This is a genomic window from Psychroflexus gondwanensis ACAM 44 (genome assembly GCF_000355905.1).
GTDB lineage: Bacteria > Bacteroidota > Bacteroidia > Flavobacteriales > Flavobacteriaceae > Psychroflexus > Psychroflexus gondwanensis.
Genome location: NZ_APLF01000011.1, coordinates 23653 through 46566 on the forward strand (window position 1 = coordinate 23653; position 22914 = coordinate 46566).

21 protein-coding genes and 3 pseudogenes are annotated in these 22914 nt (G+C 35.2%); 14 read left to right on the plus strand and 10 right to left on the minus strand.

The annotated features are described in order from the left end of the window. Positions 1–2: 2 nt before the first annotated feature. From PGOND44_RS11130 to PGOND44_RS15765, 5 genes and pseudogenes are all read right to left on the minus strand, one after another. Entirely contained in the window at positions 3–1082 is a 1080-nt protein-coding gene (locus tag PGOND44_RS11130) for a sensor histidine kinase (protein WP_003441812.1), read from the minus strand. A gap of 386 nt (positions 1083–1468) precedes the next feature. Continuing rightward, a pseudogene (locus tag PGOND44_RS16075) lies at positions 1469–2073 on the minus strand (glutamate synthase-related protein). A gap of 484 nt (positions 2074–2557) precedes the next feature. Then, positions 2558–3181, minus strand: a complete 624-nt coding sequence (locus PGOND44_RS11140; protein ID WP_003441815.1) for a nucleoside deaminase — start codon at positions 3179–3181, stop codon at positions 2558–2560. 74 nt (positions 3182–3255) lie between these two features. Beyond that, positions 3256–4191 (minus strand): annotated as a pseudogene (locus PGOND44_RS11145) (amidohydrolase family protein); the annotation flags it as partial. Between the two features lie 66 nt (positions 4192–4257). After that, a complete protein-coding gene (locus tag PGOND44_RS15765; RefSeq protein ID WP_201764732.1) occupies positions 4258–4509 on the minus strand; it encodes a hypothetical protein in 252 nt (83 codons plus the stop codon). A 497-nt stretch (positions 4510–5006) separates the two neighbouring features. Here PGOND44_RS15765 and PGOND44_RS11150 point away from each other — a divergent pair, with 497 nt between their 5' ends. Continuing rightward, a complete protein-coding gene (locus PGOND44_RS11150) occupies positions 5007–5789 on the plus strand; it encodes a DNA-formamidopyrimidine glycosylase family protein (protein WP_003441817.1) in 783 nt (260 codons plus the stop codon). A gap of 148 nt (positions 5790–5937) precedes the next feature. Here the strand turns inward: PGOND44_RS11150 and PGOND44_RS11155 are convergent, their stop codons facing one another. The 3 genes from PGOND44_RS11155 to PGOND44_RS11165 form a co-directional block, all read right to left on the minus strand. Then, positions 5938–6420 carry a hypothetical protein gene (locus PGOND44_RS11155; protein WP_003441820.1) on the minus strand — a complete coding sequence of 161 codons (483 nt, stop codon included), beginning with the start codon at positions 6418–6420 and terminating at the stop codon, positions 5938–5940. Then, positions 6410–7189, minus strand: a complete 780-nt coding sequence (locus PGOND44_RS11160; RefSeq protein ID WP_003441823.1) for a hypothetical protein — start codon at positions 7187–7189, stop codon at positions 6410–6412. The genes PGOND44_RS11155 and PGOND44_RS11160 overlap by 11 nt, the downstream gene beginning before the upstream one ends. Before the next feature lie 274 nt (positions 7190–7463). Continuing rightward, the gene (locus PGOND44_RS11165) at positions 7464–7847 is read right to left on the minus strand and encodes a hypothetical protein (protein WP_003441826.1); all 384 of its coding nucleotides are present in this window, start codon (positions 7845–7847) and stop codon (positions 7464–7466) included. Between the two features lie 427 nt (positions 7848–8274). Between PGOND44_RS11165 and PGOND44_RS11170 the strand changes: the two genes are divergently transcribed. The 6 genes and pseudogenes from PGOND44_RS11170 (at position 8275) to hpf (ending at position 13103) form a co-directional block, all read left to right on the plus strand. Further along, the gene (locus PGOND44_RS11170; protein ID WP_003441829.1) at positions 8275–9057 is read left to right on the plus strand and encodes an MlaE family ABC transporter permease; all 783 of its coding nucleotides are present in this window, start codon (positions 8275–8277) and stop codon (positions 9055–9057) included. 2 nt (positions 9058–9059) lie between these two features. Next, complete coding sequence (locus PGOND44_RS11175; RefSeq protein ID WP_003441832.1) at positions 9060–9797, plus strand: ABC transporter ATP-binding protein; 738 nt, start codon at positions 9060–9062, stop codon at positions 9795–9797. A gap of 5 nt (positions 9798–9802) precedes the next feature. Next, positions 9803–10792, plus strand: a complete 990-nt coding sequence (locus PGOND44_RS11180; protein ID WP_003441836.1) for an MlaD family protein — start codon at positions 9803–9805, stop codon at positions 10790–10792. Positions 10793–11130: 338 nt separating this feature from the next. Continuing rightward, a pseudogene (locus tag PGOND44_RS15900) lies at positions 11131–11643 on the plus strand (peroxidase family protein); the annotation flags it as partial. 136 nt (positions 11644–11779) lie between these two features. After that, positions 11780–12358: a cytochrome b/b6 domain-containing protein gene (locus PGOND44_RS11190; protein ID WP_003441839.1), complete on the plus strand. Its 579-nt coding sequence runs from the start codon at positions 11780–11782 to the stop codon at positions 12356–12358. A gap of 433 nt (positions 12359–12791) precedes the next feature. Beyond that, positions 12792–13103: a ribosome hibernation-promoting factor, HPF/YfiA family gene (gene hpf, locus PGOND44_RS11195; protein ID WP_003441843.1), complete on the plus strand. Its 312-nt coding sequence runs from the start codon at positions 12792–12794 to the stop codon at positions 13101–13103. A 253-nt stretch (positions 13104–13356) separates the two neighbouring features. Here the strand turns inward: hpf and PGOND44_RS11200 are convergent, their stop codons facing one another. Beyond that, on the minus strand, positions 13357–13764 hold the full coding sequence (locus tag PGOND44_RS11200) for a hypothetical protein (RefSeq protein ID WP_003441845.1): 408 nt from the start codon (positions 13762–13764) through the stop codon (positions 13357–13359). 161 nt (positions 13765–13925) lie between these two features. Next, the gene (locus tag PGOND44_RS11205) at positions 13926–14615 is read right to left on the minus strand and encodes a fibronectin type III domain-containing protein (RefSeq protein WP_003441849.1); all 690 of its coding nucleotides are present in this window, start codon (positions 14613–14615) and stop codon (positions 13926–13928) included. Between the two features lie 281 nt (positions 14616–14896). Between PGOND44_RS11205 and PGOND44_RS11210 the strand changes: the two genes are divergently transcribed. From PGOND44_RS11210 to PGOND44_RS11240, 7 genes are all read left to right on the plus strand, one after another. Further along, complete coding sequence (locus PGOND44_RS11210) at positions 14897–16405, plus strand: sensor histidine kinase (protein WP_003441851.1); 1509 nt, start codon at positions 14897–14899, stop codon at positions 16403–16405. 9 nt (positions 16406–16414) lie between these two features. Beyond that, positions 16415–17464: a response regulator gene (locus PGOND44_RS11215; protein ID WP_003441854.1), complete on the plus strand. Its 1050-nt coding sequence runs from the start codon at positions 16415–16417 to the stop codon at positions 17462–17464. Positions 17465–17533: 69 nt separating this feature from the next. Further along, positions 17534–18367 (plus strand): universal stress protein, encoded by an 834-nt coding sequence (locus tag PGOND44_RS11220; protein WP_003441858.1) that lies wholly within the window; start codon positions 17534–17536, stop codon positions 18365–18367. A gap of 203 nt (positions 18368–18570) precedes the next feature. Next, on the plus strand, positions 18571–19416 hold the full coding sequence (locus PGOND44_RS11225; RefSeq protein ID WP_003441861.1) for a universal stress protein: 846 nt from the start codon (positions 18571–18573) through the stop codon (positions 19414–19416). A 16-nt stretch (positions 19417–19432) separates the two neighbouring features. After that, positions 19433–20281, plus strand: coding sequence for a universal stress protein (locus tag PGOND44_RS11230; RefSeq protein WP_003441889.1), 849 nt, complete (start codon positions 19433–19435; stop codon positions 20279–20281). 402 nt (positions 20282–20683) lie between these two features. Next, complete coding sequence (locus PGOND44_RS11235; protein WP_003441901.1) at positions 20684–21520, plus strand: hypothetical protein; 837 nt, start codon at positions 20684–20686, stop codon at positions 21518–21520. A gap of 1 nt (position 21521) precedes the next feature. After that, positions 21522–22892 (plus strand): MBL fold metallo-hydrolase RNA specificity domain-containing protein, encoded by a 1371-nt coding sequence (locus tag PGOND44_RS11240; protein WP_003441904.1) that lies wholly within the window; start codon positions 21522–21524, stop codon positions 22890–22892. The last annotated feature ends 22 nt before the right edge of the window (positions 22893–22914 follow it).

A 22914-nucleotide genomic window follows, 5' to 3' on the forward strand; every position in this document is an offset into this window, starting at 1 on the left:
AGCTAGGATTTTGGGAGTTTTACGGTAAATGTAGCGCCTTTGTCTTTATTGTTTTCTGCAGTGATAATACCATTATGACTGGCTACTATACCGTGAACTACGCTTAAGCCCATGCCAGAGCCATCTCCTGTAGGTTTTGTAGTGAAGAATGGTTGGAAAACTTTTTCCAAGGCTTCAGCTGTAAATCCAGTTCCCTCATCGGAAATTATGAGTATAATATAATTTTTATCCTCATGAGCTTCAATGGTTACTAATCCCCCTTTTTCAGAAAAATAGATGGCGTTTATGATCAAATTAAAAATGATTTGTGTAAGTTGGATGGTGTCTGCTCGAAGCAGAAGCGTCTCATCTTCTATTTTAACTATATACTTTACATCAGCTTTTTTGAAAGAAGCATCGAGTAAGGAAATGGCATTTTTGATGCTTGGGACTATATTGACTTCTTGCATTTTTTGAGGCATTTCACATGCAAAAAACATCAATTTTTTGACAACTTCTCTTGAGAATATAGCATTTTGTATGATTTTTTCCAGATCTCTAGAAACTTGAAGATCTCCTTTAAAATCGTCCTTCAATAATTCTGCAAAGCCTAAAATATTGGCTAGAGGTGTGTTTAACTCATGGGCAATACCTGCGGTAATTTCTCCTAGAATGCCCAATCGGTCTGCTCGCTCCATCTGTCTTTTGAGTGACGTCTCGTTTTGTTGTATCTCAATGCGCTCTAAAAGATTACCAACTTTTAAAGCAATGTTATCTAGTAATTGCTTTTCTTCTTTCAAAAACGAACTCTTATCCTTTTGCAATGAAGCTAGAATAGTGCCATTGGATTTATTGAACACCTTAATTTCAGAAGTTAGGTTTAGAGATGTATTAATGTGGCCTGTTCTTATAGAACTTAACGAGGTGTCGATTGCAATTTCAGTCTGTTTGGGAAATTGAAATCCTTTTTTGAGACTTAATCCAATTGCAGTTAAGGTTTCTTGAAGCTGCTCAACATCGGTATTCATAATAATAGAGGAGATTTCATAAAGGCAAGTCAACTCCTTAATTCGTTCTTTTAAATGGTCTTCTGTTACATTCATTATTCTTTAATAAGACACGTTATAGTAAACCTTTTTATTCGATGATATTTTGAAGTATTAAGTGAAACTAATTGATTACAAATGTATACCTAGTTCGTAGATGTAAAAACTAAATTCCTGAACACTCCTTATTTTTTTTAATCTAAACTAAAAATAGATGACACGACTCTAGACATAGGTTTTAAACCAATGAAATGTGAAATTAGGTTTATTTTTTTAGAATCATAAGTTATTATCCTCAGTGAGTTTAAAAATACAGAACCTTTTTCTTTGTTTTGCTTTTCCATTGCGCTACAAATACTCAAAATACAAATCACAATTTAACCAACTTACTTTAATGTAACCATGCGTTCATTCCAAAGTAACCAATAAATGCTCTTTCTTACTTAAGCTTCAGATTTAATGTAGCTCCCTTGTTTTACAGTAGGGTACCAGTCTTCATAGGTTTTAACATCATCTATTATGCGTTTGTTAATCAAAGACCGGTTGAGTTCTGAGAGGTCAGAACATCCTGCCGCTGCAAACAGCTCAGTAAATTCTCTTAATGTTTCGGATTGATAGTTTTTTACACGTTCCCATTCATCAGAAACCACAAGCCCTCTCATAGAAGCAGGATCGTTGGACGTTACACCTGTAGGACATTTATTAGTATCGCATTTCAAGGCTTGTATACAGCCTAAGGCAAGCATCATTCCTCGTGCTGAATTGCAGACATCTGCCCCTATACAAAGCGCTTTGAAAATATCAAAAGCTGTAAAAATTTTGGTCGCTGTAATCAATTTAATATCTTTTTTAATCCGTAACCATTGAGGGTGTCGACTGCAAAAATTAAGGCTTGTTCCCAAGGCATTCCAACGTAGTTAGAAAAATCGATGGGAGCTGCTCCTGTACCACCTTCAGCTCCATCCACTGTAATAAAGTCTGGTTTAATTCCCGTTTTGAGCATTTGTTTACAGATATCAATAAACTCTTTTTTGTTACCAATACACAATTTGAAACCAATGGGTTTTCCACCAGAAAGATGACGAAGTTTTTGAATAAAAATAATAAAACTTCAGCATCGTTAAAAGTACTATGTCCTGGAGGCGAAAGGACTTCAGTATAGGGTTCTACGCCTCTTATCTTTGCAATTTCTTCAGTTTTTTTGAGGCGGGCAACACACCACCATGACCTGGTTTTGCCCCTTGATAAATGTATGTTCGGTGATTCCTGTCTATAGGTTTCCCGTCGGTGTCCGCTTCTATGAAATATTGATGAATTTCGGGAACTATTATTTCCAATAAAAAACGGATATGGCCTATCACTGGAAAATTTCGAAGAATGCTATGTTCCTTTTGACTTAAGTCATAAATTCATAATCCAAAGATAGCTATCCCCAATACTGAAAATCCATAGACTGGCCAGATAACCGTACAGCTAATTAGAGTCACAATAAGTATTATTATGAAAGTAAATTGAATTGCTTTTCTTATGGTTTATTTTCTTTGATGATATCTTTTGTGAAGCTGCTTTATGTCTTCGATTAAATCTCCTTTTGCAGGTCCTTTTATGTCAGCATCTTTTATAAGATCTTCAACTGGGATGAAATTAATAGGCGCGTCTTTTACACCAAATTCTTTTAACCATTCCCCCAGTTGATGGCTGGAATGTAAATATACCAACCCACCAATTTTAACCCAACCATGAGCTGTTGCACACATGGGGCAATGTTCACCACTGGTATACATGGTGGTATTTTTTCTTTCTTCTTCTGAAAGGTTTTCTGCTGCCCATTTTGCCAATTCAATTTCGGGGTGTGCCAACACGTTGATCTCATTTACCCGATTGCGAGCAGTAGCGATTACTTCATCCCTTTGGTTTACCAAGATGGAACCAAAAGGCTCATCGCCAGCCATAAGTGCATCTTCGGCTAAAATAAGGCATTGCTTAAGATACTTCAGGTCTTTTTCTGTGAGCTCAGCTTTAGAATTTTCTATATTATTCCCATCGCTAAGAGTTGAGGAGTCGAGGGAATAATTGTTTTGATTCATTTTTTTTGAAGTATTACAACCCACAACGGCTATCGCAACAAGTAAAAGGCTAATTGTTCTATATTTCATTTTGAATTATTTTTATGATACATTGATTGTAGATTTTTCATCCGTTTCAGTTAAACTGGTTGTCTGCTTTCTCATCAGAAATAAATTTTCGCCTTCTTGTTAGAAAATGTTTGTTTACCATTTTTAAATCCTGCCAGTGGTTGAGCGATTTCACGAATGACATCTATAGCGCTTTTAGCCTCTAAAACTACAAAATTTGCGGGGGCTCCACTCTCGATAGTCACCTGCATAGATAAAAGTTGAGCGGCATTTTTAGTGATCATATCAAAGACTTCCTCTATAGCTTGGTCTTTGGAAAGTTGAGTGACATTAGCATACAGGTTTGCCATTCGAACAAGAGAGGCATCGCCAAAAGGAGTAAAGGCATTGAGAATATTATTGCTCGAAATAGTTGTAGAAACCCGATGTTTATTCAATTCATTAGCATTTACCATCCCTCTTGGGGTTAGAGAATCTTCATTACGGCCATTTAAAAAAATATCAGTTGCTGGTAAAACAGTAAGTGTAATTCCCCCTTCATTAAGAAGTTGGGCCATTATTTTGCGTTGTTCTCTAGACATCGCAGTAAGTTTAGTAACGTGCCCTATAGAAACACGACCTTGGTAATTTCGTTTTATGGTTTCTTCTACAACCTTTGGAATGCTAGAATGATTAGGATTTAAATCAAAATCGAGATGAAAGTCTACATTGACGTTATGTTTCTGAGCCAAGTCAAAAATCATTTCTATATGCTTTTCAGGGTCTTCATCTTTATAGGGACATCCGCCTACAAGATTGGCGCCGTTTTGTAAAGCCTCATCTAGCAGCTTGTGAGTTTTCATTTCTTGCGTAAGCCCTTCTTGGGCAAAAGCACAAATTTCTATATCGATAGCGAAAGCATATTTTTCACGTACTTTTTTAATAGCTTCAAAAGAGCGCAACTCAGTCTTAGAATCTGTTTCTACAAAAGTACGTAGCCCCATAGTTCCTTTTTTAATAGCCTTTTCTATGACGTAGCTTGCACGAGTAAAAACATCTTTTTCTGTAAATTCTTTCTTGGCCTTTCCAGTTTCGGCAACCGCCTCGTCTAGCGTTCCTTATTCAATCGTACACCGGTCCAAAATACAGGCTTTGTCTAAGTGAATATGGCTTTCGTAAAATCCTGAGCAAACAAACTGGTGGTTGGCATCATAGATTTTTTCAGCCAGCAAACTTCGACTTACTTCAGTATCAACATCATTGGGATTTACCAGTTCACTTATTCTACCATTTTTAACGGCAATGTGAACGGCTTCTTGGTATTCATTTAGTAATGCATTGGTGATGATCAAATCAAAATTCTTGTCCATGTTAAACTGTTTTACTTTGAAATATTAAATGTACCACAACAGTAGCAATGGAAAGAAACTCCTAAAACAGACATCCCAGCCCAACCGAAATGTTCTTAAAAATATGCTCCTAAGCTAGTGGCAGAGGCACCTCCTATAAAAAAAAACCGACCATGAAAATGATGTTAACACGGTTTCCAGACTCTGGATTTTTTCTAAAAATGATATTTTGATTTGTAATATGCAATGTTTGTATTCCTCGATCTACCAGAATTATATCTAAGATAAGACCAATAATGGAGTTCCCAGAATAGTAAAATATTACCCCGAGTAATCACCAAAATCATCGCTGAGAAAAGAATAATTTTGTGTTAGTACCTTTTCAATTCAATAACACAAACTACTTTGTTTTTTAGAACTATTCCGCCGTTGGTTTTTCAACAGTCTAAAAGTTTGTTATAACTATCAAAAAGGCATAAGCTAGAAATATGTTTTTTTACTAACTTTAGAATAAAACGATGCCAGAACTACCAGAAGTACAGGGTTATAAAACCTATATAGACAGCACCTCATTGCATCAACGCATTACCGAAGTAGATTGTCGGGATACCAAATTACTCAAAAAGCCCAAGGCAGATTTCGACGCTTATCTTTATAATCAAGAACTTACAGAGACCCAGCGCATTGGAAAATATTTGTTTCTTAAAACCACAGGAAAAAAAATACTGGTTATGCATTTTGGGATGACTGGACGCCCACACTATTATAAAAATGAAGAAGATCGACCAAAATTTGGTCATTTGGAGCTAAGCTTCGAAAATGGATTTCATTTTGCCTTTGAGAATAAGCGAAAGTTTGGGTGGTGGGACCTTATAGATTCTATCGCCGATTTTAAAGCATCGCATAAACTTAGTGACGACGCTAGAGATTTAACGCTTGAAGATTTTAAGCAGTCGTTTAATGGTCGTAAAACAGACATTAAGAAAATTATCATGGATCAAAGTGTTGCTGCGGGAGTAGGGAATTGGATGGCAGATGAAATTTTATACCAGTCGAAAATCCATCCTACCAAAAAAGTGATAGAAATGACAGATACGGATATAAAAAGCGTCTTTGATGCTATGAAAAAAGTCATTGAGGTTGCCATTGAAAATCACGCCCATTATAAGGATTTCCCTAAAACCTTTTTGATGCACTTTAGAAAAGAAGGAGCGACCTGTTACCATACGGGTGCCCAAATAGAGAAGATAAAAGTTGGTGGCAGAACGACCTATTTTTCGCCTCAGTGGCAGGAATTATAGATACTAGAACGGTCTAGGATTCCTCAAGTTGACAAAGTAGGGGCGAAGGCAAGGCGGCTTATATTTAATTTGTTATTTGATCTTTAAACTATCACTTTTCACTTAATTGCCCGCTATTTGCGCTTAACCAAAATTGGCAAAGTGTTTTTTATAAATCCAAAATCCCGAATGCTTCTGTGTGAGGAATATCGATTGAGATAATTGAGAATTTTGGAGAAATCCCTCTTTTAAGAAGCTCTAATGTATTTTTGGATCTTACATCGGATGTAACGAAGTGAGATATCGTTTTATCAAGGTCAGCTTGGGCGAATAGCTTAGAGTCGTTTGGAATAATTGCTCGAGGAGTCAACTTTTCAATTTCCACTTTATTCTCGCTAAAAATTATATTCGCAAAAACTCCTGTTCTTTCAGCTTCTTTTAAATTGAAGGATAATATCTGAAGATTTTTTAAAGGTAAATCTTCTAATTTTCCCATTACACAATATTCTGCAACCGAAATAGTTGAAATTTTTGTGATGATTTCATTTTCCAAAAAATACCTATAAAAGCCAACTGCATTTTTATGAAGAGGATCTTTATCGTTTAGAAGTCTAATAAAGAAACTTGTATCAAGTAGAACACTATGCTTCATACCCACCTCTCATATTTAATAACCATTCATCTGCATCTATTCCTTTCCAGTTATTTTTAGCCTTATTAATTAAAGTTTTCAGATAATCATTATCAAATTTAGGATTGTAGTCTATTAACTCAACTAGTTTTAATGATTTAGTATCAACTTCTCCTGTATCCATATTTTGCTTGCCAGTTGCTCTTACACCGTAGTTTTTATATAGTAAATTATCTTCCCTTTCTTTTAAAAATTCTTCTCCAGTTTCTATAGAAAGATATCCATAGTCAGAAGTATCTATATGAATATTTGCTTTGCTTTTCCCTCCGGCATCTTTTAAAATACCATAGAAGTAAAATTCAGCATCAACCCATGTATTTTCAGTTCTAAAGAATTTCGTAGAAGGATTTATTTTCAATTCAGCATCTTTTTCTAAAGACGTTTTAATTTGAAATTCATAATTCTTTTGACGAGATATTTTTTGAATCTCTTCAATTGCTCTTGCAGTCCTTAATTCAAGAAAATCAATATTATTTTGTGATTGGATTTGCGATAAAAGAGCACTAAATCCTATGACTGCTTGAATGGATGTTTTGAAAATATGTCGAACAGACCCTTCTTGAATATCGTAGGTAATAATAGGTCTGTCTTTTTTATGAGTAGGGTATAGCAAATCTTCCACATTTTGCAGTAAATATGCAATTTGTTTAATATCATAATTATCCGGACTTAAATTAAGATTCCCGGATTTTCCTACAACTCGAATTTCTATGCCACCAATTTTTTCCACAAATCAAAAATACAATTATTTTAAATTGGAGTTAGAATTTTGTTGAAATATCTTGCACAACAATCATGGTTAGCTTAAATGGAGTGGGTTAGGAACTCGGATTTGTAGGCTTCGCCTAAGTTTTGTTCTGAAGTTAATTATTTTCTTTAAAACTTATTCGACTATTTGTGATATGCGTTGTTACGTTGTAGAATCTAATTTTGAAATAAACTCTTCAAGCGTTCTTTCATCCATTCTTTCTTTTAAATCATTGGATAAATTAATTAATCTATTTTCATTGAAAGCTGGATTCAAGATATCTTGAATTAACATTTTCCTTTATATTAAAAAAAACAGATTCAACTTCTAAATCAGTTGAACTCTTTTCAGAAATATAAGGTTTGTAATTTATACCAATAGTATAATCTTGAGGATAATGTTCAAGCAGTTTTGTTTTTAATTTTTGATGAAAATTATTTAAATAGCGTTCTCGTTGACGCAAATCTGATCCTTTTGGCGAGTAGTCGGGATAGAATTCCGTCACTTCACAACCAATTTTCTTTCCTTTCCCTCTTAAGATAAAATCAGGAGATTCAAAATCTTCAATTTCATAAGATTGATTGGACGCTTGAAGATATTTTTCAACTGCCAATCTCTCTATTTCTTTTGCTGTTAGCATGATTTGTAAATGTTACACAACTCGTTATATCAATACAACACTACACATTTATCTGAAATTACTCCTGGATAAACTAACAAAAAAAATCAGGTTTGAATAATATCAATACTAGGTTGTGTTTACTAAATTAATACATAAAAACTGCACCCACCACTAGAATTATCCTTTATGAGCTGTTTTTTGATCAGTAGGTCCCTTCTTTAAAATATAGTGCTATCAGCTTGCTCTTGTTTTATAACTCTCCTTCGACTCGGACTCATTTTTAAAAGCCTTGTCGCATAAACTTATAGCATAAATAGGCTTGAGGCGCTTGATCCCTAGCTTCTTTCTTTAAATGAAGCTATTGGTTCTTAATTATGAATCTTAACAACTGACCAATATCATTTCTTGCTGAGCTAAAGCCATTTACTTTTAGTCCAGATAAAGGATGATATTGGAGAAGACAAATTCTATAGCGGTCAAAACGAAACGCTTTTTCGAAGAAATAGGAGATATGACCTATTTCGCAATTCGCTTTTTTAAAGAAGTAGTCACGTCTCCTTTTGAATGGAAGGAGTTGATTCGGCAATGCTTCCAGATGGGAAACCGTTCTTTTCTTCTAGTAGGGGTGACGGGGTTTATTTTAGGACTGGTTTTTACCCTTCAGTCCAGACCGACTTTGCTAGAACTTGGAGCTGTTTCTTGGATGCCCTCCATGGTGAGTATTTCTATTGTTCGCGAAATTGGTCCTGTTATCATTTCTTTAATTTGTGCAGGAAGAATTGGCTCTAGCATTGGAGCTGAACTTGGGAGTATGAAGGTGACCGAGCAGATTGATGCCATGGAAGTCTCAGGGACCAACCCGTTTAAATACCTTGTGGTCACTCGTATATTAGCAACCACATTAATGCTTCCTTTGCTTATTATTATGGGCGATGCTGTGGCTCTTTTTGGATCTGCCATTGTTGAAAATTTAAAGGGAGATGTGTCTTACGTGCTTTACTTTAATAAAGTATTTGACGCCCTTAAGTTTAGCGATGTCATTCCTGCGACGGTCAAGTCATTTTTCTTTGGTTTTGCTATTGGATTGGTAGGGTGTTATAAAGGATACAACTGCTCGAAAGGAACAGTTGGTGTTGGAGAAGCTTCTAATGCCGCTGTGGTTTATACCTCTATGTTGTTGTTTGTAATCGACTTTATTGCTGTTTTTTTAACCGATATATTCTTTTAAATATGAAGCAGGTTGTTTTAGAACTAAAGGATTTACGAAAAAGTTTTGGTGACAATCATGTGTTGAATGGTTTTAACCTAAAACTCTACGAAGGCGAAAACCTTGTCGTTATGGGTAAATCTGGATCTGGAAAATCGGTAATGATAAAATGCTTAGTCGGTTTGATGGGTGCTGATAGCGGATCTATTAAAATTAAAAATGACGATATTGTCTCTTTGGGCCAAAGAGAATTGGACATTTTGCGGACCGAAATTGGATTTTTATTTCAAGGAAGCGCTTTGTACGATTCTATGACGGTTCGAGAAAATCTCGAATTCCCTTTAAGAAGAAACAAAGACAAGATAAACACCGGTCAGACGACAGAAGAGCTTGTTGTGGAAGCTTTAGAAAATGTAGGTTTAGTGAGCGCTATCGATTTGATGCCTGCAGAGCTTTCTGGAGGAATGCAACGCCGGGTAGCTTTAGCCAGAGCCTTGATTTTGAAGCCGAAGATTATATTATACGATGAGCCTACCACAGGTCTCGATCCTATTACCTCCAAAGAAATTATTCAGCTTATGCGAACTATACAAAAAACCTATAAAACATCGTCTTTAATTATCACTCACGATGTGGATTGTGCTCGAGTGATTAGTAATAGGATGATCTTGCTCGTTGATGGTATTAATTATGCTGAAGGCACTTTTGAAGAGCTTTCCACGTCTGAAGATCCTAAAATTAAAGCCTTTTTTAAAAATTAAGTTATATGAAACAATCAGCCCCCCATAAAGCCCGTGTTGGATTATTTGTTGTTCTAGGTACCATTATTTTAGTGGCTGCTCTTTATTTTATTGGGAATAGGCAACATCTCTTTAGTAAAAATATGGAGGTTTATGCCGTTTTCCAAAATGTTAATGGCTTACAATTAGGCAATAATGTTCGCTATTCTGGGATCAATGTTGGTACAGTAGCTACTATTGAAATGATGGATGAGGCTACTATTGTTGTACAAATGATGGTGGAAGAAAAAACAGGAGCATTTATTAAAAAAGACGCTACTGCTACCATTGGCTCCGATGGTTTGGTAGGAAGCATGGTGATAAATATTCTTCCTGGTAAAAAGAATTTATTAACGATAAAGTCTGGAGATACCATAGATACCTATAGCAAAATAGGTGCAGACGATATGCTTTCAACCCTTAATGTGACCAATGAAAATGCAGCCTTACTCACCGCAGATCTATTGAAAATTACCAATAAGATTCTGCAAGGAGATGGTGCCTTAGGGGCGTTGATTACAGATTCCTTACTGACTCAAGACCTCCGCGCAACTTTGCAGAATTTAAAACAAACCACGGACGATGCTGGTGGACTTATAAGTACACTTCATTATAAATTTTCTAAAGTCGATATGGAAAAAAGTGCAGTAGGGATTCTTTTGAACGATACTTTGGTAGGTCACCAAGTCGGTGGTTTAATTACAAATTTAGAGCAATCTGGTGTAGATATTTCAGAAACAACTCAGCAACTGAATCTTATGATCTCTGAACTACAAGATAAAGAAAGTGCCTTCAATTATCTCACGAAAAATGAGACTTTGCCAAAAACCATAGATTCTACTATGGTTGAAATAAAAGAAGCTTCCCGAAAGCTTAATGAAAACATGGAAGCCTTAAAGCATAACTTTTTATTTCGGGGCTACTTCAGAAAACAGGAGCGCGCAGCGAGAAAAGAAGCTAAATCACGTAAAGAATAGAACGTATGAAAATCGAACATCTAGAAGAGCGCATTACAGATTATAAGCTCTCTATAAAAACTGTGGTTGACAAGAAAACAAAGTGGAAGGAACATACAAAGTCGTTTCTGCTCAACACCCTAACGGCTATTGTTGAAAAGTATGCGATTGGATGGAAAGTACAAGAGCTCAATTGGATTCATAATAGTGAAGCTATTAATATAAGTTTTGAATCGTTTCCAGAGGAACTCATGGATTGCACTAACCAAATTCCTGAATTCCAATTTATATCTGGTGGGGCCTTGGTGTTTTCGCAAACCTACAGTGGGGATGTATTTGTGATTGTATTATTTCCTGAAGTAGATGCTTCTCAGAAAAAAACAGACATAAGCTCTATGGCAGTGCTTGAGCCAAATGCGGATGGTTTCCGTAATTATCTGAAAACTAAATATGACTTCTCTACCGAAAAGTTATTGGTGGATAAAGCGCAATTACTCACCTTAACTGCACCCGAAATGACAGTTCTTGTTGGTGGGTTGCGCGTATTGGATGCCAATTATAAAGGCTCTAAACGCGGAGTTTTCACAAATAATCCTGGTACTTTAACCAACGATTTCTTCGTAAATCTTTTGGATATGGGTACAGAATGGAAGGCTACCTCAGAGACAGATGAAGAGTTTGAAGGCAGAGATAGAAAAACAGGTGATCTTAAATGGACTGCAACCCGAGCAGACCTTATTTTCGTTTCAAACTCTGAGCTTAGAGCCCTATCCGAGGTTTATGCCAGCAACGATGCAAAAGAGAAATTTGTAAATGACTTTGTAAAAGCTTGGACTAAAGTAATGAACCTCGATCGCTTTGATTTGCAATAATTTTGAATCTGAATAGATTGCATCCACTATTTATAGGCGCTTTGGTAAGCCTACACGAGGCAAAGACATTCCCAAAGGCTTATCAAACGGCTTACAAGTTACAACTCAATTGTGCTAAGTACTAAAACTTAAAATTATGGAAATGACAAAGTATTCTAAACTCTATCGAATTATTCATTGGGCAATAGCAGTTTCATTTCTGTTATTGTTAATTACGATCTTTTTGCGATTAACGTGGATGAACAAGTATAATGTGGCTGCTATCATACAAGAGTATTTGAGTGATACTGGCCAGAATTTATCTCAAGAACAACTCATTGTTTTAGCAAAAGAAATAAGACAGCCCATGTGGAACTGGCATATTTATTTAGGATATATATTGACAGGATTATTCAGTCTGCGTTTTATTCTTCCTCTTTTTGGAAAAATGAATTTTCAAAATCCTTTTGGTAAAAATCTATCCACTAAGGAGAAATTTCAAAAATGGACCTATATCATTTTTTATGTCTGTGTTGTTATTTCGTTAGCTACTGGCCTCATAATAGAATTTGGACCAAAAGAATTAAAAAAGCCAATGGAAGAAATCCATGTACTCGGTATTTATTACTTGATTGGATTTATCGTACTCCACGTGGCTGGTATACTTATAGCAGAATTTACAGACCAAAAAGGAATTATTTCAAGGATAGTAAGTGGCTCAAAAAAGGGAAATTAAAAAGCACGAAAGCACAACAAATAGCGAGTTGTATAAATACCCAAAAAAGATGGATTGATGGTTAAAAAAAAACAGATAATTGACCACTTTTTTTTGAGCTATAAAGTCAAATAATACTAAACAAATTTTATATTGAGGATGCGATGTTAGATTCTACTCTTGCGATCTCTCTTATCGATAATTGGGTAAAATTCAATTTGCGATATATCGTCGATCATAAAAAACGTAGGCTAACTCAGCATTTGCTAAACGAGGAGATTTATAAAAAAAATAAAAGAGACTGAAGGTCAAGTACGAATGGCCTCTACCACTTTAGAAGTGATTAAGATTCCTGATATAAAGAGTAGATCATAAGCTTCACTTTAGTTGAGAAATGTCATAGGATTTTACAGAATTAATAGTTAAGTTTAAACTGAAATAAAAATTAAAAGCTATGAATATCAATATCCAGTTTGTCAAAGTGGAGACTAGTGAAAGCTTGAGTGAGTTTATCACCGAGAAACTTCAAAGGATTTTTAAGAAATACGAATGGATAATTCGTATAGACGTCTTTATTAAAACCGAGAATGATCCTACCGAAATGGGAAATATCTGCGATATGGAGGTTAGCCTTCCTGGCCCAAAACTATTTGCAACCTCCAATGAAAAGAATTATGAAATGGCCGTAAAAGAAACTATTAGTGATATTGAGAGACAACTCAAAAAACGGAAAGCGAAATTTACAGATCAAAATATATCCTCTTAGTTAAAACCAACAGCTAAGTTTTAATTATGAAAACCGAAAGGAGCTACTGAATAAGTTTTAGAGTATTCAGTAGCTCCTTTATAGCATAACCTAGTTTTTGATGCTTTTGGGTGGTTTAAGCTATTCTATTCAGGCAATAACTTTTTTTTTAAAAAAACCTTATCTTGTTCTAAGTGGATTTTTAGGACTAGACATTTCTAAAACTCAACCACTAGAATGGCTATACTTCCACGACTCTCTAGTCCTATAAAATCTACTCTTTCTCAAAAAGCAGCCTTAATTTTGTAATCATGATAAGTTCGCTTTTATTTGTTCCCCCCAAGGCATCAGTTATGGTTTGAGCCGTTTTTAAAATAAGACTTTTCTTTTTCTCTGTAAACAGAGTTTTATGCTCCAAATAAAAATTTACAAAGTTTTTATAACACTCTTCAGAATCCATACGCTCATAATCAAACCAGTTAAACACGATGGAAATTTGATTAGCAGCATTGGTATTGAATTCATTATCGTAGTCGCTTTCGCTTTTCCATTCTTTTTCAACAATTTGAACTAAGGCCTTATATTCTTCTTCTTTTACGAGTTGGTCTGATGCTGAAATCGCATAGAAAAGCTCGCCAAGTTTTTGGTAAAAATATAATTCTGTCTTATGTATCTTTTCCATTAGTTCTATAAACCAAGTTAGTATATAACTAGATGTGAGTTTAAGCACTTTATTGAGCAATTATAAACCTGTTTAAATCCGTACATTCTACTATCTATTGGAATTTTTAAGCAGGTTTATAATTGCTATTAAAAGCATATCCTGTTGTTTACTTTACAAGCTTAATATTCTGTAGCACTCCAATTAATTGGATTTGGGTTAAAGGTAGCTGTGCCGCTCATCGTATTGCCTAAAAGAGTTCCTGTAAATAGATAGTAATCGTTGTTAGTGGTATCGGTATCAATATCATAAGTTAGTATATTTCCATTTAAAGACCAGGTTCCATAGGAGGTATAAGTCCCAGGCGAGCTAGGTTCATCATAAAGCGTAGTTCCATCTGGATTAAAAGTGACATCGCCATTCGCTGTTTGACCATTGTCATAAGTAATTAAAAAATCCCACATAGTGCCATCTAAACTTGATGTACTAAAAGATTGTTGTGCACCATAGCTTGTTCCTGCTGTAGATTTATTATCACTATTGGTAGCATAAATTCTAAAATAATAGGTCGTATTAGCAACTAAATCAGTAATTGTACTTGTAAAGGTATTTGATGATTCTGTAGTTTTATCGTCATCAATTGTAGGATTTTCACTAGTACTCCAGCAAACACCACGAGAAGTGATTTCATTAACTCCTTCAGAGGATACACTTCCGCTTATTTTTATTGAAGTGTAATTGGCTTCTAAATTACCACTCGTTGTTTCATTTGTTATAGTTGGAGCAAATAATTCATCTGTATCGTCTGACTCACAGCTTGAAATTGAAATGATAGATAGTAATACAAAAGCTTTAAAAATATGTTTTCTCATAATTAAAATGTTTTATTGACCTACTTCAGAGTTTGATTGGCTTTTCGGCTTATTCCCAACATTATTTTAAGTCAATTTTTTATAGTTACTTTTGGCTTAAAATAATTTTAATTACGAAGTAAGTTAGTAAAATTTTAACTAAAATTAGACGAATTGAGATGAAAGTTTGTTTTAGTCGGAATATTGGTCTCGAATTATAAGTGCCTTTAGATTATACATATCTTTTAAAATTGTAAAGAACTATGATATTCATCAGGTTTATATTTACGTATCTTTAAAAAATGGACGTATTTAAAAAAGGGACTAATATTTTTAAAATTCTTTCTGAAGCAGTTTCAGAAGGTATTGTTATCGTAAATACCTCTCACATTATCGTGGAGACCAACGACTCCGCCAATCAGATTTTCGGATATGAAAAAAAAGAATTGGTGGGGCAGCATTTGGATATTCTCATTCCCAACCAATACCGTCATGGGCATAATGAGCACGTGAGTGGGTTTATGGAAAAAGGGCAAAAGCGACAGATGGGCCGAGGGCGTGATTTATACGGCCGCCGCAAAGATGGTAGTGAATTCCCTGTTGAAGCAGGTCTTAATCCTTTTAGTGTTTATGAGAATGATTATGTGATGGCCCTAGTCATAGATATTTCGGTAAGAAAAAAAGCTGAACAGGAGTTGCAACATTGGGCAAAAATATTCAACGAATCTCTTAACGAGATTTTCATTTTTGATTCTAAAACGCTTCAATTTTTAAATGTAAATAAAGGAGCTTTAAAAAATATAGGCTATTCACTTGAAGAGCTTAAAACCATGACTCCTCTGGACATCAAGCCAGATTTTGATAAAGCTCAGTTTGTAGAAAAAATCACACCGCTGCTCGAGGATTCTCTGGAAAAGTTGAAATTTAATTCTGTCCATAAACGGAAAGATGGCACTCTATATCCTGTGGAAGTTCACCTTCAGAAATCATCTTTGCGAGAAAATGACATGCTGGTAGCTATAATACTCGATATTACAGAGCAGGAAAAATACACCCAGAAACTAGAGGAAACTGTTGACCAACGTACGCGTCAACTTCAAAAAGCCTTAACAAAAGAACAGGAACTAGGAGAACTAAAGACCAAGTTTTTGTCCTTGGTAGCTCATGAATTTAAAACGCCTCTTAGCGGCATAATGACCTCTGCGACTTTAGCTGGAAAATACCCCAAGGAAGAGCAGCAAGAGAAACGTGAAAAACATTTAAAAACGATTCGAGGTAAGGTCAAGTATTTGAATAATATCATCAACGATTTTTTATCCATAGAGCGTTTAGAAAGTGGAAAGTTTACTTATTCATTTTCAAAATTTCCTATTAGCAAAGTGGTAAATGAAGTTATTTATGATGCAAACATGCTTTTAAAAGAAAACCAGCATATTGAATATCCAGACCAGATAGATGCAATTTATTTAAACTTCGATGAAAAGATTTTAGAACTTATATTAACCAACCTCATCAATAATGCTATTAAGTATTCTTCTGAAGAGTCTACCGTTAATATTGTAGTTGAAGAAAATGAGGGTACATTAGTTTTTTATATTTGCGATGAAGGGATTGGAATTCCTGAAGCAGAACAGAAATATATTTTCAACAGATATTTTAGAGCAGAAAACGCTCTATTGAATCAAGGAACAGGTATTGGTCTAAATATTGTAAAAACCCACCTAGAAAATTTAGGAGGGACCATTACTTTTACAAGTATTGAAGGAAAGGGCTCAGAATTTAAGGTGAGCATCCCGTTAGAGACCTCTTAATATACAACTATGAAAACAATACTTTTAATAGAAGATGATAGCGCATTGAGGGAGAATACAGCAGAGCTACTAGAACTCTCAGATTACACGGTACATTCAGCCGCTAATGGAAAAATAGGTATCGAAGTTGCCAAAAAACAACTACCAGACCTTATTATTTGTGATATCATGATGCCAGAAGTCGATGGCTATGGGGTTTTGGAAGCGGTTTCTTTGGAGCCTACCACCACTCACATTCCCTTTATTTTTCTTTCAGCAAAAACCGAACATAAAGAAATACGAAAAGGAATGGATCTTGGCGCTGACGATTACCTCACCAAACCCTTCGAAGAAGAGGATTTGCTAAGTGCTATTGAGAGTCGGCTCGCTAAAGTTAAAATTCTTTCAACGATGAAAGAAACTCCTTCCCATACTAATGAAGCTGAAGAAGATGTTCGGAATCTAAATGAGCTAAAAAATCTTTTTGATGATACCGGAGAGATTTTGAAGTTTAAAAAGGGAGAAGTTATTTTTAAAGAAAGTGCGCCGTCTCATAAAATATTTCTTATTCTCAATGGGGTTGTTAAAAGTCATAAAATGGAGGAAAATGGTAAAGAGCTTATTACAGCCTTGTACAAACCTGATGACTTTTTAGGGTTTACCTCTTTTACAGGTAATATTCCATACCAAGAAACAGCTACTGCTGTAGAAGAAGTGGAATTGGCGGGTATCTCAAAAAATGAGTTAACTGCTATTTTAGCTCAAAATCAAAATGTCTCGTTGGAATTAATGAATCTCCTTACAGAGTCTGTTTCTGAAATAAAGAAGCAGTTACTGCAAATGGCTTACAGTTCAGTGAGAAAAAAAACAGCACAAACCCTACTTCAGTTTGCTTTTCTATTGAATAAAAAACCAGAGGATGCTATAAATATTTCTAGAAGTGATTTGGCAAGCGTAGCGGGCATAGCTCCAGAAAGTTTGATAAGAACTCTGTCTGAATTCAAGAAAAAAGGATTGATTGAAATAGCAGGCCGTAACATAAAAATTCTTCAATTGGAAAGTTTGGCAGAAGTACAATAATCCTTTAGTTGATTTTTATCATATTTATAAGTCGTTGACATCGATACTTTTGTTCCCACAATAATGACGATGCAGCATATTTTAATACCTACCGATTTTTCTCAGCATGCGTGGAACGCTACGAGCTATGCTTTACAGTTTTTTAAAAGTGTAAATACCACTTTTCATTTTTTACACATAGAAACGCCAAACGACCTAAGTAAGAATCCTTTGCATTACGATGACCTTATTTCTACAAAGATAATTCCGGAAAAAAAGATTTTAAAAATGAAAGAATGGATGCAAAAAGTGTCCACTTACGATACTTCAGTCAATCATAATTTCAAGCAGGAAAGTGTAAAGTCCTTTTTTGTAGAGGCTATAAAAACGTACATCATCAAGCATTCTATAGATTTGTTGGTTATGGGGTCTAAGGGATGTTATTGCCTTACAGGTAAGACTATTGGCAGTAAAACAGCCAAGGTTATTACACGAGTAAAATGCCCTGTGTTTATAATTCCAGAAAAAGCTGTTTTTAAAAAACCAATTCATATCGGTTTCCTTACCGATTTTAATATGGTTTATAAAAATAAGGTTATGCAGACTTTGCTGGAGGTGTCTCAAACTTACAAATCGTCAATTAATGTCTTGCGAGTAGCAGGGGCTAAAAAAATTTTAGAGGATTCTCAAAATAACAATCGAGAGCTTCTCAAAGACCAATTGAAAGAGGTTTCTCATAGCTTTCATGTCATAGAAAATCCAAACTTGGAAACGGCGGTTCAGTCCTTCGTAGATGTTATGCAAATTGATATGATCGCAATGATTGCCAAAAATTTAAACCTTTTTCAGCGTCTACTATTTAAACCAAAGGGTCCACAAAAAAACCATCCTATGCAGGTTCCATTTTTGGTTTTGCACGAATAAAAAATGCATTGCATAGGCGATTATGATATTTATCATTTTACAATCGACAGAGGTGAGTAATTTTAATCCCCTATTAAGGATTTAAAGCTCTATGCTACAAGTCAGACTTTCCAAGGTTGAGCTCGAAATTGTGAAATTAGGTGACGAATTCATCTTTGGTCGGTTCGTCTTAAAGTTCTTGAATAAACTTAAAAAATAACAACATGCTAAAGATATTGATTCCTACAGACTTCTCCGAAACTGCAAAAAATGCAATACAATATGGTTTGGAGCTATTCAAACATCAGGAGAGTGAATTTATAATTATGCATGCTTATGCAGATGAGGTGTATAAGAATGGGATGGAAATGGATCAAGAATCGTTCAATGTGTTCAAAGAAAACACCTGTCTGAAAGCGGAAAGTCAGCTACAAAACGAGGTGATAGAATTTTCTGAGCTTTCTCCAAATTCTAAACATACCTTTACTTACGAAGCCTGTTTTGGAAGCTTAGTGGATGAGACCAATGATAGTGTAGAAAGGGAAAATATCGACCTTGTGATTATGGGAACCAAAGGGGAGACCAACAATAAAGAGATCTCTTTTGGTAGCCACACACTCCAAGTTATAAAATATATTAAATGCCCAGTTTTAGCAATTCCAACAGGCTTTAAAGAGACCTCTCTTCACACTATCGGTTTTGCGACCGACTATATGCTTCCTTTTAAAAAGCGAGAGTTAAGATTACTGAGCACCTTGGCGATGCAGCTCTATGCCGTTATTTACATGGTATTTATCTCAGATTATAAAAGCTTATCTCGAAGACAACAAGACAATCGTTCCTTTTCAGAATACTGTTTAAGAGAAAACAAAACAGACTTTATCCAGGAAACTGGGAAAAATATTACTGAAGGAATAAATAAAGTATTACAAGAACAAAATTTCGACATGTTAGTGATGGTGAATCAAAGGCATTCGTATCTAGAAAACTTGCTTTATCATTCTACTATTGAAAAAATAGGCTTACAAATTAAGATTCCCTTTTTAGTCTTACAGAATCTAAATCGCTAACTCAACACTTGATATCATGAAACGAATACTCTTGCCTACAGATTTTTCTGATAATGCCTATAACTCCATACAATACGCATTGCAAATGTTCAAAGAGGATAGTTGTGAATTTTTTATTCTACACACCTATACTCCTGTCATGATTTCATCTGGAAGCATGTTGGATAGCGAAACAGCATTATCTCTTCATACCATAGCAGAAAAAAGTGCTCAAAAAAAGATGAATGCTCTTTTGGATAAGATTCAGAGTCAGTTTCCAAACCCAAAACACAGGACAAAAGGGCAGGTTTCCTTCAATTTACTGCTCCCTGAAATGGAGAACTTGATTAACGAAAAGAATATAGGTGTTGTAGTGATGGGTACTCAAGGAGCTACAGGAGCTAAAGAGGTCTTTATAGGAACACAAACCATGTATGCCATCAAGAAATTGAATTGTCCTTTATTGGCCGTACCTGCGAATTTTGACTACGAAGCTCCCAAAGATATTTTGTTTCCCACAGACTTTAATCTAAGGAAAACCAACACATATTTAACGATGCTTCGCGAACTTTGTAATAGTCACGTTTCTCGTTTGCATATTTTAAATGCGTATTATGGTTATCCACTCACTGATGCTCAACTTGAAACCAAATCTTTTTTAGACCATTATTTCATCCATACCGCACACTTATTTCACCTAGGTGAAGGCGGAGACGTACTTGAAGCTATACAGCAATTTCAGATAAAGATTAAGACCAATCTGATGGTAATGATTCATAATAAACATAATTTTTTAGAAAATATGCTTTTTAGACCTGTTATCAATCAAGTTGTATATCACACTCAGGTCCCCTTTTTAGTGATTCCTTCTGAAGAAAGACAATAAGGTCAGTTTTCAATCTTAGAAGGCTATTTTGAAATACATTAGTATTCCTAGAAATCAATTGATATGGCTAATGGAGACTGATAAATATCATAGTTCACAAGACGTATCTATTATATTTTTAATGCTATAAATACTAATGAAGGGTGTCTTTGAAAAAGAGCTTTTATGATCACTATGCCTAAAAGAAATTAAGGACGTTTCCGTGACTAGAATCTAATCTATTTTTAGAGGCTTTTGCTTAAAGGGGTTTGTTTTCCTAAGATTTTGTAGCCTTAAAAAATTTGATCTTGATAAAGAGACCTTAAATTTTTAGCATTTGTTTTTTCAGTTTTCTTATAACATCATAAATACAAATATCACCTTCATTTTTTGTCATTTTTACGAGTTTAATAGTTTAAAATCATGAAAGATAAAAGCTTTAAAATCATCAAGTCTTCTGGGGAAAAGGCAGATTTCTCTTTGTCTAAGCTAAGGAGGAGCTTATTCAGTAGTGGCGCCGATGAATTAACGGTAGATAATATCCTTAATGTTGTTCGAGACGAATTGTATCAGGGTATTTCTACTAAGGAAATTTACAATAGGGCTTTCGCCTTATTAAAGAAAAGTAAATCGATTTATGCCTCTAAGTATAAATTGAAAAAAGCCATCTACGAATTAGGGCCTACTGGATTTCCTTTTGAAAAATTTGTAGGTGCACTAATGACCTATTCTGGCTACAGTGTAAAAATTGGAGAAGTTTTACAAGGGAAATGCGTCTCACACGAAGTGGATATTGTTGCTATAAAAAACGGAGAACATATTGTAGCTGAATGTAAATTCCATAGTGCAAAAACAAACACTTGTAATGTAAAAGTACCCTTGTACATCAACTCGAGGTATCAAGATATTATCGCTGAAAAAAAGAATACAAAAGAATGTCCTAACGAGGGGTGGGTAGTAACCAATACACGTTTCACTTTAGATGCTATCACCTTTGGCTCATGTGTTGGACTTTATTTATTAAGCTGGGATTATCCCAAAGACAACGGCTTAAAAGATCGCATAGATAGGTTAGGCTTATATCCCGTTACCGTCTCCACACTTATCACTAATAGAGAAAAACAATTTTTATTGAGCAGAGATGTCGTGCTCTGCCGTCAATTATTAAACGATAGTTTTTACCTAGATCATTTGGGTATTTCAGAAACGAGGAAAACAAAAATACTATCTGAAATTTCAATGCTCTGTAACACACATTAAAATGAACACTATAAAAATCCATTTTTTAGGAGCTTCAGAAACAGTAACAGGATCTAAATTTCTATTGGAAACTCCTGAGCAAAACATACTTGTAGATTGTGGGATGTTTCAAGGTATAAAAGCCCTTAGAGAGCAAAATTGGCAGGACCTACCTTTTGAGGTTTCTTCAATTGACGTGGTCTTATTAACCCATGGTCACTTAGACCACACCGGTTATTTGCCAAGACTTGTAAAGCAGGGTTTTAAGGGCAAAATCATCGGGACCTTGCCTACGTTGGAAATTACTAAAATTATCCTGTTGGATAGTGCCAAGATCAATGAAGAAGATACAGAACGCGCTAATAAGGAAGATTATACCAAACACCATCCAGCTTTACCGTTTTATACCATAAAAGATGCGGAGCGGACTTTAAAGATGTTTAGCTCAACAGAAAAAGATAAATGGTACACACTTTCAGAACATATAAAATTCCGATTCAAATATAATGGACATATCATCGGTGCCACTTTTATTGAGCTAGAGATGTTTGGTGAAATGTTTGTGTTTTCTGGAGATATAGGAAGACAAGAAGATTTGCTTCTTAGGCCTCCACAAAAGCCTCAACGAGCAGATTACCTGTTTTTAGAAAGCACCTATGGTAATAAGCTTCATCCAAGAGATAGTGTGTCTGAAAAACTTATAGAACTCATCAACAAAACAGTTCATAATAAGGGGATTTTGATTATTCCATCCTTTGCTGTCGAACGCCTCCAAACCTTAATGTTTCTGTTATGGAAGCTTCATGATGAACACCGAATTCCAAATATCCCCATTTTTATAGATAGCCCGATGGGTAATAATGTACTTGGTGTTTTTGAACGGTTTGCAGCTTGGCATAAAATTCCACCTGCCGAATTTTTTGCTATGAAACACCGAATGAATATTATAGCCTCCTATAAAGAAACTTGGGAAACTATAGATGACCCTAGACCCAAAATAGTGATTGCAGGCAGCGGTATGGTGACTGGAGGTAGAGTATTGACTTACCTTAAGCAGCTCGTCGATAAGAAAAATACAAGTATTTTATTGGTGGGATACCAGGCTGAAGGGACTCGTGGTCGACAATTGTTGGAGGGGGCTCATGAATTGAAATTCTACGGAAAATATTACGATGTAAATGCCGAAGTTCACCATATAGAGAGCTTGTCTGCCCATGCAGATCAGGCCGGTATTTTGGATTGGTTAAGCGAACTCAAAAACACTCCCAAACGTACATTTTTAATTCACGGAGAGCCTACAGCTCTTCAAACCCTTAAAGTTAAGATTCAGGATACTTTTTCTTGGGAAGTGACGATTGCAAAACACAATCAAGTTTTGGAAATTTCGGTCTAAATCTTTTTAGAAAATCTCTTTA